The sequence below is a fragment of the Ancylobacter sp. 3268 genome (assembly GCF_031456575.1).
Lineage (GTDB): Bacteria > Pseudomonadota > Alphaproteobacteria > Rhizobiales > Xanthobacteraceae > Ancylobacter.
Map to the genome: position 1 here is coordinate 160,721 of NZ_JAVDUX010000004.1, position 15,942 is coordinate 176,662.

At 68.2% G+C, this 15,942-nt stretch carries 12 protein-coding genes; 6 read left to right on the forward strand and 6 right to left on the reverse strand.

The features are described from left to right. Positions 1–15: 15 nt before the first annotated feature. Genes J2X65_RS07040 through J2X65_RS07050 form a run of 3 tightly spaced genes read right to left on the reverse strand, consistent with a single transcriptional unit; the run spans position 16 to position 5,385 of the window. Positions 16–1,125: an FAD binding domain-containing protein gene (locus J2X65_RS07040; RefSeq protein WP_310199694.1), complete on the reverse strand. Its 1,110-nt coding sequence runs from the start codon at positions 1,123–1,125 to the stop codon at positions 16–18. Between the two features lie 10 nt (positions 1,126–1,135). Further along, the gene (locus J2X65_RS07045) at positions 1,136–4,231 is read right to left on the reverse strand and encodes an efflux RND transporter permease subunit (RefSeq protein ID WP_310199696.1); all 3,096 of its coding nucleotides are present in this window, start codon (positions 4,229–4,231) and stop codon (positions 1,136–1,138) included. 5 nt (positions 4,232–4,236) lie between these two features. Continuing rightward, the gene (locus J2X65_RS07050) at positions 4,237–5,385 is read right to left on the reverse strand and encodes an efflux RND transporter periplasmic adaptor subunit (RefSeq protein WP_310199698.1); all 1,149 of its coding nucleotides are present in this window, start codon (positions 5,383–5,385) and stop codon (positions 4,237–4,239) included. Positions 5,386–5,744: 359 nt separating this feature from the next. Here J2X65_RS07050 and J2X65_RS07055 point away from each other — a divergent pair, with 359 nt between their 5' ends. From J2X65_RS07055 to J2X65_RS07075, 5 genes are read left to right on the forward strand one after another with little or no spacing between them, the layout of a single operon-like run. Then, a complete protein-coding gene (locus tag J2X65_RS07055; RefSeq protein ID WP_310199700.1) occupies positions 5,745–6,584 on the forward strand; it encodes an AraC family transcriptional regulator in 840 nt (279 codons plus the stop codon). 38 nt (positions 6,585–6,622) lie between these two features. Beyond that, the gene (locus tag J2X65_RS07060; RefSeq protein ID WP_310199702.1) at positions 6,623–8,920 is read left to right on the forward strand and encodes an FdhF/YdeP family oxidoreductase; all 2,298 of its coding nucleotides are present in this window, start codon (positions 6,623–6,625) and stop codon (positions 8,918–8,920) included. 2 nt (positions 8,921–8,922) lie between these two features. Then, the gene (locus tag J2X65_RS07065) at positions 8,923–10,362 is read left to right on the forward strand and encodes a cytochrome ubiquinol oxidase subunit I (RefSeq protein WP_310199704.1); all 1,440 of its coding nucleotides are present in this window, start codon (positions 8,923–8,925) and stop codon (positions 10,360–10,362) included. A 2-nt stretch (positions 10,363–10,364) separates the two neighbouring features. Then, on the forward strand, positions 10,365–11,420 hold the full coding sequence (locus tag J2X65_RS07070; RefSeq protein WP_310199706.1) for a cytochrome d ubiquinol oxidase subunit II: 1,056 nt from the start codon (positions 10,365–10,367) through the stop codon (positions 11,418–11,420). After that, positions 11,417–11,605: a hypothetical protein gene (locus J2X65_RS07075; protein WP_310199708.1), complete on the forward strand. Its 189-nt coding sequence runs from the start codon at positions 11,417–11,419 to the stop codon at positions 11,603–11,605. The genes J2X65_RS07070 and J2X65_RS07075 overlap by 4 nt, the downstream gene beginning before the upstream one ends. A gap of 18 nt (positions 11,606–11,623) precedes the next feature. Here J2X65_RS07075 and radC read toward each other — a convergent pair whose 3' ends face one another. The 3 genes from radC to J2X65_RS07090 all read right to left on the reverse strand — a co-directional run bounded on the left by radC (position 11,624) and on the right by J2X65_RS07090 (position 14,525). Continuing rightward, positions 11,624–12,316, reverse strand: coding sequence for a DNA repair protein RadC (radC, locus tag J2X65_RS07080; RefSeq protein ID WP_310199710.1), 693 nt, complete (start codon positions 12,314–12,316; stop codon positions 11,624–11,626). 104 nt (positions 12,317–12,420) lie between these two features. Continuing rightward, positions 12,421–13,245 (reverse strand): type I methionyl aminopeptidase, encoded by an 825-nt coding sequence (map, locus tag J2X65_RS07085; protein WP_310199713.1) that lies wholly within the window; start codon positions 13,243–13,245, stop codon positions 12,421–12,423. Positions 13,246–13,361: 116 nt separating this feature from the next. Further along, on the reverse strand, positions 13,362–14,525 hold the full coding sequence (locus J2X65_RS07090) for a GNAT family N-acetyltransferase (RefSeq protein WP_310199715.1): 1,164 nt from the start codon (positions 14,523–14,525) through the stop codon (positions 13,362–13,364). Between the two features lie 136 nt (positions 14,526–14,661). Between J2X65_RS07090 and J2X65_RS07095 the strand changes: the two genes are divergently transcribed. Then, entirely contained in the window at positions 14,662–15,870 is a 1,209-nt protein-coding gene (locus tag J2X65_RS07095; protein ID WP_404977676.1) for a pyridoxal phosphate-dependent aminotransferase, read from the forward strand. Positions 15,871–15,942: the final 72 nt, after the last annotated feature.

Here is a 15,942-nt window from a genome sequence, read left to right on the forward strand (position 1 = left end):
GGCTGGCGCACCGTCTCAGCCGAGCGAGGCGCCCAGCCGCCGGCCATAGGCGACCACGGCGCGCCCATGCTCCAGGCGCGCCCGCTCGAACGCCGCCAGCGCCGCCGGCAGTTCCCTCGCCCCGGCCAGCGCGTCGCGCAGGGCGAAGGCGTCGCCGGCCGCCTTGGCGACGCCCATGGCGGTGTGCGGCCGGGCGACGAAGGCGGCGTCGCCGATCAGCACCAGCCGCCCCGCCACCAGGCGCGGCGCCGCATAGTCGAAGATCGCCTGCACGAACGGGCGCGGCTCGGCCTCCACCGCCGCGGCGAAGGCCGGCGGCAGCAGCCGGAGCGCATCGGCGCGCAGCGCCTCCGCCGCCTCGGGCCGCATCTGCCCCGGCGCCAGCGAGAAATCATGCGGCTGCCCGTCGGCATCGGTGAGCACCTCCGCCAGCTGCTCCGGCGTAGAGCGGCGGTACCAGACCCAGTTGTAGCGCCGCCGGCCCGGCGCGATGGCCCCGTCCGGCCCGGGCACCAGATAGCCGAGCGCCTGCGCGCCCGGCATGTCGTAGAAGGCGAAGCGCTCGAACAGCACCGCCGCCGCTTCCGCCGGCACCGCCGTCTCCGGCACCAGGCCGCGCCAGGCAACGTAGCCGGCATAGGCGGGCCGCGCCCCCGGCCCGGCCACCGCGGCGCGCAGGGTCGAGCCGAGCCCGTCGGCGGCGATCACCAGATCCGCCGCCTGCGTCGTGCCGTCGGCGAGATGCACCAGCGCGCGGCCCGCCTCCTGCGTCACCCCCGTCACCGCCCGGCCGCCGACATAGGAGCCCTCCGGCACCCGCTCGCGGAACACCCGGAACAGCCGGTCCCAGGACAGCTGCGTCTGCGGCGTCGCCTGCCGGTGGACTATGGCGCCGGCGCGGTCGAGCACGATGCGCTCCCGCGCCTCGACGCCAAACCGCGCCACATGCTCGACGCCGGCCTCGCGCAGCATGGCGAACACCTCTTGCTGGGCGACGAGGCCGGCGCCGCGCCCCTCCAGTCCCGACGACGAGCGCTCGTAAATGGTGACGTCGTGCCCGGCCCGGCGCAGCAGCTCGGCGGCGAACAGCCCGCCGACCGAACCGCCGGCGATGACGATGCGCATGAAGGTCTCCTCAGGAAGGGACGGAAGCCTCGCCCCGGCGGGCGAACCGCGCGCGCAGGCCGTCAAGGGCGAGATAGATCACCGGCGTGGTGTAGAGCGTCAGCATCTGGCTGACGACGAGGCCGCCGACGATGGCGTAGCCGAGCGGCTGGCGCAGCTCCGAGCCGGTGCCATGGCCGATCATCAACGGCACGCCGGCCAGCAGCGCGGCGAAGGTGGTCATCAGGATCGGCCGGAAGCGCAGCAGGCAGGCCTCGCGGATGGCGTCATGCGCCGACATGTTCTCGCCGCGCTCGCGCTCGATGGCGAAGTCGACAATCATGATGCCGTTCTTCTTCACGATGCCGATCAAAAGGATGATGCCGATCAGCGCGATGATCGAGAAGTCGAAGCCGAACAGCCACAGCATGATCAGCGCCCCGAGCCCGGCCGAGGGCAGCGTCGACAGGATGGTGATCGGGTGGACATAGCTCTCATAGAGCACGCCGAGAATGATGTAGATCACGACGAGCGCCGCCAGCACCAGCACCGGCTCGCTCGCCAGCGAGGCCTGGAAGGCCTGCGCATTGCCCTGGAAGGTGCCGGTCAGCGTCGCCGGCTTGCCGATTTCGGCTTCCGCCTGGTGGATCGCCGCCACCGCGTCGCCGAGCGCCGCGCCGGGGGCGAGGTTGAACGACAGCGTCACCGAGGGAAATTGCGACTGGTGGTTGATCGACAGGAAGCTCGTCGGCTCGCTGGTCCATTTCGCCAGCACCGAGAGCGGCACCTTGGCGCCGGTCACCGGCGAGGTGAGATAGATCTCGTCCAGCGCCCGCGGCGAGTTCTGCAGCTGCGGCAGCAATTCCAGGATCACATGGTAGGAATTCAGCTGGGTGAAGTACTGCGTCACCTGCCGCTGGCCGAAGGCGTCGTAGAGCGTGTTGTCGATGTCGGCCGGGCTGATGCCGAGCCGCGCCGCCTGGTCGCGGTCGATGCTCAGCGTCAGCGTCGCGCCGCCGGTCTGCTGGTCGCTGGCGAGGCTGCTCAGCTGCGGCAGCGTCTTCAGCTTGGCCAGCATCTTCGGCGCCCATTCATTGAGCTCGGCGATGTCGCCGTCCTGCAGCGTGTACTGGAACTGCGTGCGCGACACCCGGCCGCCGACATTGAGATCCTGCGCCGCCTGCAGGAACAGCGCAGCGCCCTCCACCTTGGCGAGCTTGGCGTTCAGCCGGTCGATGATCTGGAACACCGAGGCCTGACGCTCGTCGCGCGGCTTCAGGGTGATGAACATGCGGCCATTGTTCACCGTCTGGCCGGCGCCGGCGCCGACCCCCATGCCGACGGTGGCGACATCCGGATCGGAGAGGACGATCCGGCCGAGTTCCAGCTGGTGCTGCACCATCTGGGTGAAGGAGATGTCCTGCGCCGCCTCCGACACGCCGATGATGAGGCCGGTATCCTGCAAGGGGAAGAATCCCTTGGGGATCTCGTAGAACAGCACCCCGGTCGCCGCCACCGCCGCGGCGAACACGGCCAGGGTGGCGCGGCGATGGTCGAGGGCGATGTCGAGCGTGCGGGCATATCCCGCCAGCAAGGCGTCGAAGCCGCGCTCGGACCATAGATAGAGCCGGCCGTGCGCCACCTGTGTCTTCGGCTTGAGGAACAGCGCGCACAGCATCGGGGTCAGCGTCAGCGACACCAAGGCCGAGATCGCGATGGTGATGGTCACGGTGATGGCGAATTCGCGGAACAGCCGGCCGACCAGCCCGCCCATCAGCAGCAGCGGGATGAACACCGCGATCAGCGACAGGCTGATCGACAGGATGGTGAAGCCGATCTCCGCCGAGCCGTCGAGGGCCGCCTCGAGCGGCGTCTTGCCCATCTCCAGATGCCGTTCGATGTTCTCCAGCATGACGATGGCGTCGTCGACCACGAAGCCCACCGCGATCGACAGCCCCATCAGCGACAGGTTGTCGAGGCTGTAGCCGAGGCCGTACATCGCCGCGAAGGTGCCGATGATCGCCAGCGGCACCGCGATCGAGGGGATCACCGTCGCCCACAGGCTGCGCAGGAACACGAAGATCACCGCCACCACCAGCACCACGGTGATGATCAGCGTCTTCTCGACATCCTCGACGGAGGCACGGATGGTGCCGGTGCGGTCGCTCAATATGGTCAGCTCGACGCCCGCCGGCGCGGTGGCGAGCAGGGCGGGAAGCTGTGCCTTGATCTGCTCCACCGTCTCGATGACGTTGGCGCCGGGCAGCTTGAACACCGGCATCAGCACGGCCGGCTCGCCATTCGACCAGGCGGCGAGCTGGTCGTTCTCCGGCGCGTCGACGGCGGTGCCGATGTCGCGCACCCGCACCGGGGCGCCGTCGCGATAGGCGAGGATGGCGTCCTGCCACGGCCCGGCCGAGGTGAGCTGGTCGTTGTCGAACAGGGTGAAGGTGCGCTGGCGCCCCTGCACCGTGCCCTTGGGATCGTTCACCGTCAGCGAGACGATCGCCTGCCGCAGATCCTCCAGCGACAGGCCGAGATTGGCCACCTTGGCCGGATCGACCTGGATCCGCACCGAGGGCTTCTGCTGGCCGTAGACCACCACCTGGCCGACGCCGCCGATCTGGCTGACATGCTGCTCCAGCACGTTCTCGGCGTAGTCGTCGACCTGCGTGATCGGCAGCGTCTTTGAGCTCAGCGCCAGCACCAGGATCGGCGGATCGGCCGGGTTCACCTTGCGATAGGTCGGCGGTGCCGGCAGGTCGGTCGGCAGCTGGCCGCCGGCGGCGTTGATCGCCGTCTGCACGTCCTGCGCCGCCGCGTTGATGTCGACGTCGAGGCCGAATTGCAGGGTGATCGACGAATTGCCCAGCGTCGAGATCGAGGTCATCTGCGACAGGCCGGGAATCTCGCCGAACTGCCGCTCCAGCGGCTGCGTCACCGAGGAGGCGATGATCTCCGGGCTGGCACCCGGCAGCTGGGTGGAAACCGACAGCGTCGGGAAGTCCACCTCCGGCAGCGGCGCCACCGGCAGCAGAGGAAAGGCGGCGGCGCCGATCATCAGCAGCCCGGCCATCAGCAGCGAGGTGCCGATCGGGTGGCGGATGAACCAGGACGAGAGCGACATGAGATTCAGCTCCCGCTGCCGGCCTGGAACGGCGTCGGTGCCACCGCCGTGCCGGGCGTCAGGCGGTACTGGCCGCGCACCACCACCGTCCGGCCTTCATCGAGACCCTTCTCGATCACCGCGATGCCGTCGGCGATCGGCCCCACCGTCACCGGCGCCACCGCCACCCGGCTGTCGGCGCCGACGACGAAGACGAACTCGCCGGACGGCCCGCGCTGCACCGCATCCGAGGGCACGGTGACGACGCCGGGCAGGGTCGCCGCCCGCACCCGCACCTCGACATACTGGCCCGGCCACAGGGCGTCGTCGATGTTGGCGTAAACGGACTTGACCTGCAGCGTGCCGCTCTGCGGGTCGATCTTGTTGTCGATCAGCTCGACCGTGCCGGTGGCGAGCGTCTGTCCCTGCTCGCGCGACACCGCCTGCGCCTGCGTCGCGCCCTTGGTGAGCGCGGCGCGGATCGCCGGCACGTCGGCCTGCGGCAGGGTCGAGATCACCGCGATCGGGTGCAGCTGGTTGATGACCACCAGGCCGTTGGTATCGGTCGCGTGGACGATGTTGCCCTCGTCCACCAGCCGCAACCCGGCGCGGCCGTCGAGCGGCGCGGTGATGCGGGTATAGGAGAGCTGCGTCTGCGCGGTGGAGATCGCCGCCTTGTCCTGCGCGATCTGGGCGTCGAGCTGCTGCACCGCGCTGCGCTGGTTGTCGACTGCCTGGGTGCTGGCGAAGGCGTCCTTGCCGAGCTGGGTGTCGCGGTCGAGGATCAGCTGGGCATTGGCGCGCGACGCCTCGTCCTGTTCCAGCTTGGCCTGCGCCTGTTGCAGCGCCGCCTCGAAGGTGCGCGGGTCGATCACCGCCAGCAGGTCGCCCTGCCGGATATCCTGGCCTTCCTTGAACAGCACCTGCTGCAACTGCCCGTCGACGCGCGAGCGCACGGTCACGCTGTTGAAGGGCTGCACCGTGCCGATGCCGCTGAGATATACCGGCACGTCGCGCCGTGCGGCCTGCGCCACCTCGACCGGCACCGGCGCGGGCGCCGGCAGCGGCGCCGGCGGATGGCTTTCGACGCGCCAGAGCCCGTAGCCCGAGGCGGCCAGCGCCGCCACCAGCACCGCCGACAGCACATATCCGCGGCGAATATGGGAGCCCGGCATGGCACGCTCCTCCTTGCAGCAGTGAATCCGGCTCCTTCACTGCGCCCGCACTGCGGCGAATTCTTTCTCGAATGCCGCCGCCCTTGCCGGACCTTCCTGTGCGCGCCGCTGGCGGCCATACCAAGGTATGGGGCTGGCAAACTCTTCATATAGCCAGCCAAACCCACGTAGAATGGAGGGAATCCACCCCTCCCCTATTCTTTCCCCATCACCAGCCGATGCCTGGATGCGTCCAGATACGGCGATGGGAAACTCTTCGTGCGGTCGGGCAACGCAAGCCCCCTCCTCCACGAAATCTCCATCGCCGGGACCACGGGCAGACGCTCCGTCCTACTCCACCCACAGAGGGAGTTCCGGCCATGTCGTTCCATGTTTCCCCGCCGATCGGTGGCACCGTCACCCCCGCGCATCCCGCCGACATCCTGCCCGTGCCGTTCGAGGTCCGCCCGGCCGTGTCGACCGCGGCGGCGCCGGCTCCCGACACCCTCTCCGTCCGCCTCGGCCATATTGATCTCGTCCTCGCCATCTCGGCGGCGAGCGCGGCCCCCGCCGTCGGCGTCTCCTTCACCGAGTCCGGCCGCGCCCGCGACGGCGTCCTGCATCTCCACCTCGCCGGCAACCCGCTGCCGACCTCGTTCAATCTCGGCGTCGATCCGGTCATCGCCGGAAACGACGATCCGGTGATCCACCGCCTGTCGCAGGCGCTGGAAGCCGCCGAGCACGGCGCCGATGAGTTCGGCGGCGTCTATGCCGATGCGCTGCGCCTCGCCATCGTCACCCGCGCGCTCAGCACCCGCCCGGCGGGCGATGCGCTCGAGGCCCGCGAGACCGGGCCGGAGGTCGCCCCGCGCCGCCCCCGCTCCGGCCTGCCGAAGTGGCGGCTGAAGAAGGTCGTCGCCTATGTCGACGAGAATCTCGGCGAAAGCGTCACCCTGGCCGGCATGGCCGATGCCGCGGGCCTGAGCCGCATGCACTTCGCCGCCCAGTTCCGCGTGTCCACCGGCGTGCGTCCGCATGAGTTCCTGCTGCGCCGGCGCATCGAGAAGGCGCAGGCGCTGATGCTGGAGACCCGCGACTCGCTGGTCGCCATCGCGCTCGATGTCGGCTTCCAGACCCAGGCGCACTTCACCACCGTGTTCCGCCGCTTCGTCGGCGACACCCCGCACCAGTGGCGCAGCGCCCAGCGCGGCCGCAACTGAACCTCTCCCCTCTCCGCCGCACGACAGGAGACCCTGACATGGGCATCGCGAAATCCATTCGCCCCTATCACAGCCCTGCCGGCGGCTGGGGCGCCCTCAAGGCCATGGGCACCGCCCTGGTCGAGCAGCACGTCGCCGTCGCCGGCATGGAGCTGCTGTCCCGCATGAACCAGCCGGGCGGCTTCGATTGTCCGGGCTGCGGCTGGGCCGATCCGAAGCACACCTCGCCGTTCGAATATTGCGAGAATGGCGGCAAGGCCGTCGCCTGGGAGGCCACGGCGAAGCGCTGCACGCCGGAGTTCTTCGCCGCCCACACGGTGAGCGAACTGGCGCGGATGACCGATTTCGAGCTGGAGATGGAGGGCCGCCTCACCCATCCGATGCGCTACGATTCCGTTGGCGACAAATATGAGCCGGTGAGCTGGGAAGAGGCCTTCGCCCTCGTCGCCCGCCATCTCAACGCCCTGCCCGATCCGAACATGGCGGAGTTCTACACCTCCGGCCGCGCCTCCAACGAGGCGGCCTTCCTCTACCAGCTGTTCGCCCGCGAGTTCGGCACCAACAACTTCCCCGATTGCTCGAACATGTGCCACGAGGCCACCAGCGTCGGCCTGCCGCAGTCGATCGGGGTCGGCAAGGGCACGGTGCTGCTCGAGGATTTCGAGAAGGCCGACGCCATCTTCATCTTCGGCCAGAACCCCGGCACCAATTCCCCGCGCATGATGACCGACCTGCGCAACGCCTCGCGGCGCGGCGCCACCATCCTGTCGTTCAACCCGTTGCGCGAGCGGGCGCTGGAGCGCTTCCAGGCGCCGCAGAATCCCATCGAGATGGCGACGCTCACCTCGACGCCGATCTCCTCGCGCCTGTTCCAGGTCAAGGTCGGCGGCGACGTGGCGGTGATCAAGGGCATCATGAAATGCCTTTTCGAAGCCGATGACGAGGCCCGCCGCACCGAAGCGGCGCCGGTGCTCGACTGGGATTTCATCCGCGGCCACACGGCCGGCATCGAGGCGCTGGTCGCCGACGTCGCCGCCACGCAGTGGAGCGCCATCGAGCGCAAGTCCGGCCTGTCCCGCGCCGATATCGCCGCGGCCGCGAGCGCCTACATCAAGGCCGAGCGGACCATCTTCGTCTATGGCATGGGCATCACCCAGCATCGCCACGGCGCGCACAACGTCCAGCAGCTGGCCAATCTCGCCTTGCTCAAGGGCAATATCGGCCGCGAGGGCACCGGCATATGCCCGGTGCGCGGCCATTCCAACGTGCAGGGCGACCGCACCGTCGGCATCACCGAGGTGCCGGGCAAGGAACTGCTCGATCGGCTGGAGGCCCGTTTCGGCTTCGCGCCGCCGCGCGCGCACGGGCATAACGTCGTCACCGCGCTGGAAGCCATGGCGCGCGGGGAATCGAAGGTCTTCATCGGCCTCGGCGGCAACTTCGCCGCCGCCATTCCTGATTGGGAGGCCACCCGGAAGGCGATACGCGGCCTCGACCTCACCGTCCACATCGCCACCAAGCTCAACCGCAGCCATCTGGTGCATGGCCGCGAGGCGCTGATCCTGCCCTGCCTCGGCCGTACCGAGATCGACCTTCAGGCCACCGGCCCGCAAGCGGTCACGGTGGAGGATTCGATGTCGATGGTGCACACCTCGGCCGGGATCCGGCCGCCGGCTTCCGAGCATCTCAGGAGCGAGCCGGCCATCATCGCCGGCATGGCCCGCGCCACGCTGGGCGCCGGCTCGAAAGTGGCGTGGGAAAAGCTGGTCGGCGACTATGCGCTGATCCGCGAGGACATCCAGGCGGTGTTCCCGATCTTCCAGGCCTACAATGCCCGCCTCAAGCAGCCGGGCGGCTTCCACCTCACCTCGCTGGCGCGCGAGCGCATCTGGGCGACCCCCACCGGCAAGGCGAATTTCCTCGTTGTCGAGGGGCTCTGCGAGGACAGCTCGGTAGCGGCCGAAGAAGCGCTCTGGCTCACCTCGGTGCGCAGCCACGACCAGTACAACACCACGCTCTATTCCAACTCAGATCGCTATCGCGGCGTCTACAATCAGCGCGACGTGATCTTCCTCAACGAAGAGGAGATGGCGAAGCGCGGGCTCAAGGCCGACGACCGCGTCGACATCGTCACCCTGTCCACCGACGGCGTGGAACGGGCGGTGCGCGGCTTCCGCGTGGTGCCCTATGCCTTCCCGGATGGCGGCTGCGCCGCCTACTACCCGGAAATGAACCCGCTGGTGCCGCTCTATGCGCGCGATCCGATGAGCTTCACCCCCGCCTATAAGGGCGTGCCGGTGCGCCTCGTGAAGACCGCTGGACAGGGAGCGCTCTGACCATGGACGCGGTCGATCTCGCCCGGGCGCAGTTCGCCTTCACCATCGGCTTCCACATCCTGTGGCCGACGCTCTCCATCGGCCTCGCCTGGTTCTGCACCCTGCTCAGCGCCCTGTGGTGGCGCACCGGCAAGCCGGTCTATCGCGACCTGATGCGGTTCTGGATGCGGCTGTTCGCCCTCAGCTTTGGCATGGGCGTCATCACCGGCATCGTGCTCAGCTACGAGATCGGCACCAACTGGGCCGGCTATTCCCGCTCGGTGTCAAACGTGCTCGGCCCGATGTTCATGTATGAGACTCTCACCGCCTTCTTCCTGGAGGCTGGCTTCATCGGCATCATGCTGTTCGGCGAGGGGCGCGTGTCCAAGGGCATGCACCTGTTCTCCTGCCTGATGGTGTCGTCCGGCGCGCTGTTCAGCGCCACCTGGATCATCGCCGCCAACAGCTGGATGCAGACCCCGGCCGGCGCGGTGGCGGGCGCCGACGGCATCTTCCATGTCACCGACTGGTGGCAGGCGATCTTCACCGCCTCCTTCCCCTATCGCCTCGCCCACATGGTGTGCGCCAGCTTCCTCACCGGCGCCTTCGTGGTGGCGGGAGTCTCGGCCTTCCACATGTGGCGCGGGCAGCATCTGGCGGCGAGCCGCAAGGCCTTCTCCATGGCGATGTGGCTGGCGCTGGTGCTGGCCCCCACCCAGATCGCGCTCGGCGACCTGCACGGCCGCAACACGCTGGAGCACCAGCCGGTGAAGCTCGCGGCCATGGAAGGGTTGTGGGACACCACCCGGGGACCGGCGATGACGGTCATCGGCTGGCCGGACATGGCCGAGCAGAAGAACCTCTACGCCCTCGACATCCCCCATCTCGCCAGCCTCTACCTCACCCATAGCTGGGACGGCGAGGTGCAGGGGCTTAAGACGGTGGCGCCTGCCGACCAGCCCAATGTGCCGGTGGTGTTCTTCGCCTTCCGCATCATGGTCGGCATCGGCCTGGTGTTGCTGGCCACCGCCGTCACCGGGCTCATACTGCGGCTGCGCGGGCGGCTGTTCTATGCGCGCTGGTTCCACCTCCTCGCCATGGCCGCCACCCCGCTCGGCTTCCTCGCCGTGCTCGCCGGCTGGACGGTGACCGAAGCCGGACGCCAGCCATGGATCGTCTACGGCCACCTGCGCACCGTCGACGCGGCGGCGCCGGTCACCGTCGGGGCGGTCACCACCTCGCTGCTGATCTTCTTCCTCGTCTACAACCTGCTGCTCGCCAGCTTCATCTGGTTCGCCGGGCGCATCGCGCTCAGGGGACCGGCAGGCGACACGCTGCCGGCGCACGAGCATCCCGGCCTCGACCGCACCAATGCCGGGGCGCCGGCCTCATCGTCCACCTCACCGGCCTCCGTTTCGTCCTCATCGACGGCGCATGGCGGCCTCGAACAGGCAGGAGCCTGACGATGATCGAATTCATGCAAGGCCCCTACATACCCCTCGCCTTCGGCGCGCTCGCCGCCTTCTGCGTCACCGTCTACGTGCTGGCCGACGGCCTCGACCTCGGGGTGGGCATCATCTTCCTCGCCGCCCCCCGCGACGACCAGCGCGATCTGATGATGGCCTCGATCGAGCCGGTATGGGACGCCAACGAGACCTGGCTGGTGATGGGCGGCACGCTGCTCATCGCCGCCTTCCCGGCCGGCTATTACGTGCTGCTGCCGGCCTTCTACCTGCCGATCATGTTCATGCTGTTCGCGCTGATCTTCCGCGGCATCGCCTTCGAGTTCCGGCTGCAGGCAACCCGCTTCCGCTTCCTGTGGGACATCGCGTTCTCCGCCGGCTCGATCCTGGCAACCCTTTGCCAGGGCTTGATTCTCGGCGGCTTGATCGGCGGCGTGCCGATGCAGGACGGCATGTTCTCCGGTGGCGCGTTCAGCTTCTTCTCCTTCCTCGGCCTGCTCTGCGGCGTCGGCCTCATCGGCGGCTACGCGCTGATCGGCGCCGGCTGGCTGATCTGGAGAACCGATGGCGCGACCCAGGTTTTCGCCCGCGAGATCGCCCACGCGGCGCTGATCCTCACCGCCGCCATGATGGCGCTGGTCAGCCTGTGGAGCGCGCTCACCGTGCCGGAAGTGGCCGCGCGCTGGTTCGCCTTGCCGAATATCCTGCTGCTGGCGCCGGTGCCGCTTGCCACGCTGGCGGTGTTGGTGGCGATCTGGAGAGGCGTCTGGGATGGCGCCGAGCCGCGCACTTTCCTGCTGTCGCTGGCGGTGTTCGCGCTGGGCCTGATCGGCCTCGTGGTCAGCCTCTGGCCCTATGTGGTGCCGCGCCACGTCACGGTGTGGGACGGCGCCGCCGACCCGCAGACGCTGGCCTTCATCGCCGTCGGGCTCGCGGTGATCCTGCCGATTGTGCTTGCTTATCAAGCACATGCCTATTGGGTGTTCCGCGGCAAGACGGTCCGTCACGGCGGCTATGGCGGCGAGAAACTCGAGCCGGCCGAGGGCGCGCGCCCATGAACCCCGCCCTCGCGCTCGCACCCATCCTCGCCGGTCTGATCGTACTGTTTATCGGCGCCACCCTCCTGGTGCAGCGCCCCGCCCCCCGCCCCCTGCTGGTTGGCGCCTGCGTGGTGCTCGACGTCGCATTGATCGGCAGCGGTCTATTGCTGCTGCCCTTCGCCCTGCCGTTAGGCGGCTTCTGACCGCATGCCGGCAGGCCCTCAGATCAGCCGCAGGCCTTTGAGGCTGGCATGGCCGTCCTTGCCGACGATGATGTGGTCGTGCACCTCGATGCCAAACGGCTTGGCGACATCGATGATGGTCTTCGTCATCTGGATGTCGGCTTTGGACGGCGTCGGGTCGCCGCTAGGATGATTGTGGACCAGGATGATGGCGCTCGCCGAGACTTCCAGTGCCCGCTTCACCACCTCGCGCGGATAGACCGGCGTGTGATCCACCGTGCCGCTCTGCTGCACCTCGTCGAGGATCAACTGGTTGCGCTTGTCGAGGAACAGCACCCGGAACTGTTCGCGATCGGCAAAGGCCATGGAAGCGCGGCAATGGGCGATCACCGCGCTCCAGGAGGAAAGCACCGGCCGGGCGCGCACCTGCGCCCGCGTCACCCGCTCCACGGCGGCGCCGATCAGCTTGAACTCGGTGATGATCGCCTCGCCGACGCCCTTGATCTCCCGCAGCCGCGCCGGCGGGGCGGCAATCGCCTCGGCAAAGGAGCCGAATCGCTCCACAAGCTTCTTGGCGAGCGGCTTCACATCCGCGCGCGGCACGGCGCGGAACAGCACGAGTTCCAGCAACTCGTAATCCGGCAGCACCTCGCCGCCGCCCGTGCGGAAGCGCTCACGCAGCCGCTCGCGATGGCCGGTGAAGTGCGGCGCATACTCTGCCAGTCCGGGCATTTCCGGCGCCCCAGGCTTCGCTTCCTGGAGCTCAGACCGCGCTGGGCCTGTCGTCGGCGTTTCGCCAAAGCCCGGCTTCGGCTTCATCCGCCACCCCGGCCCGATCAACCGCCGAAGATCGGCTTGTGATAGCCCTTCGGCGACAAAGTGAATATCTCGACCCCGGTCTCGGTAACGCCGACCGAATGCTCGAACTGGGCAGAGAGCGCGCGGTCGCGTGTCACCGCCGTCCAGCCATCCGAGAGCACCTTCACATGCGGCCGCCCGAGATTGATCATCGGCTCGACGGTGAAGATCATGCCCGGCAGCAGTTCCGGCCCTTCGCCGGGACGGCCGACATGCACGATGTTCGGCTCATCGTGGAACAGCTGGCCGACGCCGTGACCGCAGAAATCGCGTACCACGCTCATATGCAAGGGTTCGACATAATCCTGAATCGCCGCGCCGATGTCGCCGACATGGCCACCCGGCTTGACCGCAGCAATGCCGCGCATCATCGATTCGTAGGTGATGTCCAGCAGCCGCTCGGCGCGGCGGGGAATTTCGCCGACCGGATACATGCGGCTTGTATCGCCATACCAGCCGTCAAAGATTAGCGTCACGTCGACATTGACGATGTCGCCCTCGCGCAGCGGCTTCTCATTGGGAATGCCGTGGCAGACCACATGGTTGATCGAGGTGCAGGTCGACTTGCGATAGCCGCGATACATCAGCGTCGCCGGCATGGCACCGTTGTCCATGGCGAATTCGAAGACGAGATTGTCGATCGCCTCGGTGCTCACCCCCGGCGCCACCATCTCGTGCACGAGATCGAGCGCCTGCGCGGCGAGCCGCCCGGCGTGGCGCATGCCCTCGAAGCCCTCCGGCCCGTGCAGGCGGATCTGGCCGGTTTTCCTGAGCGGCGCGGCGGCCGCCTCGATATAGCTCATGACAGGCAAGTCCAGTTCGGTCGCGGCGCTGGCGACGCAGATCGGTCGTCAGCGGGAATGTAAGCGATCCGCCGCCGCACGCAAGGAAAGGCTCGGCGGCGGCCGCCGGAGAAATGTCAACCGAGCCCCCGCACCATATGCACCAGCCGGCGATCGGGCATCTGCTCCACCCGTTCGATGGCGAAGCCCTTGCGGCGATACCAGGCGATGTTGGCGGAAAGCGGCTCGCCGGTGTAGAGCCGCACCTGCGCGCGCCCGAGAGCCCGTGCCCGCGCCTCGGTGGCTGCGAGCAGCACGTTGCCGAGCCCGCGCCCCTGCGCCATCGGCGAGATGGCGAGGCTGTCGAGCAGCAGGTCGTCCGCGCGCGGTTCGAGAATCAGCACCGCATCGAGCGCCGCCGCCCCGTCGATCACCCACACCTCGCGCTCGCGGAACACCTCGGCATAGTCCCACATTAGCGGCACCGGCTCGACGCCGAGCAGGATGCGGTTCTTGGCATAGGCGCGCCGCTGCAGTTCCTCCACCGGGGCCTGGTCGGCAAGGCTGGCGCGCCTCAGCCGCCCTTCGCCGAGTTCGATCACATCGGCGTTGAAAGTGCCGAGCGGGAGCCGCTGGCGCCCGTCGGCATCGAAGTTTTCCGACGCCAGCCAATGCGCGAACCCATGGGCACGCTGCGGCCATTCACTGTCCAGCATCGAGAACCAGGCCGTGTCACGGCTGCGGCCCTTGACGATCATGTGCTGGCGGAAGATGCCCTCGAAGCGGAAGCCATAACGCTCCGCGGCTCGGCGCGAAGGGGCGTTGAGCGCGTTGCATTTCCACTCGTAGCGACGATAGCCCAGCGTATCGAAGATATAGCGGGCCAGCAGTTCCATCGCCTCGGTACCGCCCGGCGTGCGCATCAGCGCCGGCGTGTAGAGAATGTTGCCGACCTCGATCACCCGGTTGGCGGGATCGATGCGCATCAGTGTGGCATGCCCCACCGCCTCGCCGGAGGACTTGTCCAGGATGGCATAGAGCAGCGGATCGTCCTTCTGCGCCGCCGCGGCATAATGCGTCTCGAATGCCGCGTAGCTCTCGAAAGGTGCGCTGCCGAGATAGGCCCAAAGCCGTTCCTTTTCCGGGCCGTGTGATCGTTCGTAGAGCGCCGGCCCGTGCACGCCGATGTCGAACGGCACGATGTCGACATGCCGACCCGCGAGCACGACGCGCTGCGGCCGTGGCGCCGGCCGGGAATCGACGATATCTCCCAGGGGCAGCCCAGGCGCATCAGTGCTCATCTAAAAGACCCCGGCGTCACGCGCATTGGATGGCAAAGCGGACAGAACGGCTTGAAGCCCGCACCGTTCATGTGACACCAATGACGAAACTACAAGCAATTTGCAGCCGGCCTGTCTCAGATCAACGCCAACGTAGATGAAGCCCGTGACATTGCTCGTTTCCCCCATCCGTCCCGTGCCGGCTTTCGAACGCATCGGCGAGGAAAATGCTTTCGCCGTGCTCGCCCGCGCGGCGGCGCTCGCCGGCGAGGGACGCGACATCGTCAATCTCGGCATCGGCCAGCCGGATTTCCGCACGCCGGAGCACATCGTGGAAGCCGCGATCAAGGCGTTGCGCGATGGCGAGCACGGCTACACCCCCTCGATCGGCATCGCACCGCTGCGCGAGGCGGTCGCTGCCGACATCCACCGCCGCCACGGCGCGCAGATCGATCCCGGTCGGGTGGTCATCGTGCCGGGCGGCAAGGTGACGATGTTCGCCGCCATACTGATGCTGGGCGAGCCGGGCGTGGAAATCCTGTACCCCGATCCTGGTTTTCCGATCTATCGCTCGATGATCGAGTTCACCGGCGCCACGCCGGTGCCGGTGCCGATCCGCGAGGAGAACGGCTTCGCGTTCTCGGCGGAAGAGACACTGACCTTGATCACGCCGAAGACCCGCCTGCTCATCCTCAACTCGCCAGCCAATCCCACTGGCGGCGTGACGCCGAAGGCGGAGATCGATGCCCTGGTCGCGGGAGTGGAGCGCCACCCGCATGTCGCCATCCTGTCGGACGAGATCTACGACCAGTTCCTGTTCGATGAGGAAGCACATACCACCCTGCTCGCCTACCCGGAGATCCGCGACCGGCTGATCCTGCTCAACGGCTGGTCCAAGACCTATGCGATGACCGGCTGGCGCATGGGCTGGGCTTTGTGGCCGCCGGCGCTGTTCGAGGCGGTGCGCAAGCTCAGCGTCAATGCCTGGTCTTGCGTCAACGCCCCCGCCCAGTTCGGGGCGCTCGCCGCGCTCACCGGCCCGCAGGACTGCGTCGCCGCCATGGTCGCCGAGTTCGACGCCCGACGAAAACTCGTGGTCGACGGGCTCAACGCGCTGCCGGGCGTCCGCTGCGCGACGCCGAAGGGCGCCTTCTACGCCTTTCCCAATGTATCGGGCACCGGCTGGAGTTCGGCGAAGGCGCTTGCCAATGCTCTGCTGGAAACCGCCGGCGTTGCCACCATTGGCGGGCCGGATTTCGGCGTGTACGGCGAAAGCTATATCCGTCTCTCCTATGCCAATTCGGCGGAAAACATCCGGCGGGCGCTGGAGCGGATGGGCAACTTCCTGTCGGCGCGGGCGGCCTGAACCGCCGACAAGACCCTCAACTCGAAGGGCACAGCAAGCGACGATGGCGTCCCGCCGTCCCGCGGGTTGCCG

Bases quoted from the DNA above. Each gene is read 5' to 3' on its own strand.
- J2X65_RS07070 (WP_310199706.1), top strand. From the start codon at position 10,365: ATGATCGAATTCATGCAAGGCCCCTACATACCCCTCGCCTTCGGCGCG.
- J2X65_RS07075 (WP_310199708.1), top strand. From the start codon at position 11,417: ATGAACCCCGCCCTCGCGCTCGCACCCATCCTCGCCGGTCTGATCGTA.
- map (WP_310199713.1), bottom strand. From the start codon at position 13,245: ATGAGCTATATCGAGGCGGCCGCCGCGCCGCTCAGGAAAACCGGCCAG.
- J2X65_RS07065 (WP_310199704.1), top strand. From the start codon at position 8,923: ATGGACGCGGTCGATCTCGCCCGGGCGCAGTTCGCCTTCACCATCGGC.
- J2X65_RS07040 (WP_310199694.1), bottom strand. From the start codon at position 1,125: ATGCGCATCGTCATCGCCGGCGGTTCGGTCGGCGGGCTGTTCGCCGCC.
- J2X65_RS07055 (WP_310199700.1), top strand. From the start codon at position 5,745: ATGTCGTTCCATGTTTCCCCGCCGATCGGTGGCACCGTCACCCCCGCG.
- J2X65_RS07045 (WP_310199696.1), bottom strand. From the start codon at position 4,231: ATGTCGCTCTCGTCCTGGTTCATCCGCCACCCGATCGGCACCTCGCTG.
- J2X65_RS07090 (WP_310199715.1), bottom strand. From the start codon at position 14,525: ATGAGCACTGATGCGCCTGGGCTGCCCCTGGGAGATATCGTCGATTCC.
- radC (WP_310199710.1), bottom strand. From the start codon at position 12,316: ATGCCCGGACTGGCAGAGTATGCGCCGCACTTCACCGGCCATCGCGAG.
- J2X65_RS07060 (WP_310199702.1), top strand. From the start codon at position 6,623: ATGGGCATCGCGAAATCCATTCGCCCCTATCACAGCCCTGCCGGCGGC.
- J2X65_RS07095 (WP_404977676.1), top strand. From the start codon at position 14,662: ATGAAGCCCGTGACATTGCTCGTTTCCCCCATCCGTCCCGTGCCGGCT.
- J2X65_RS07050 (WP_310199698.1), bottom strand. From the start codon at position 5,385: ATGCCGGGCTCCCATATTCGCCGCGGATATGTGCTGTCGGCGGTGCTG.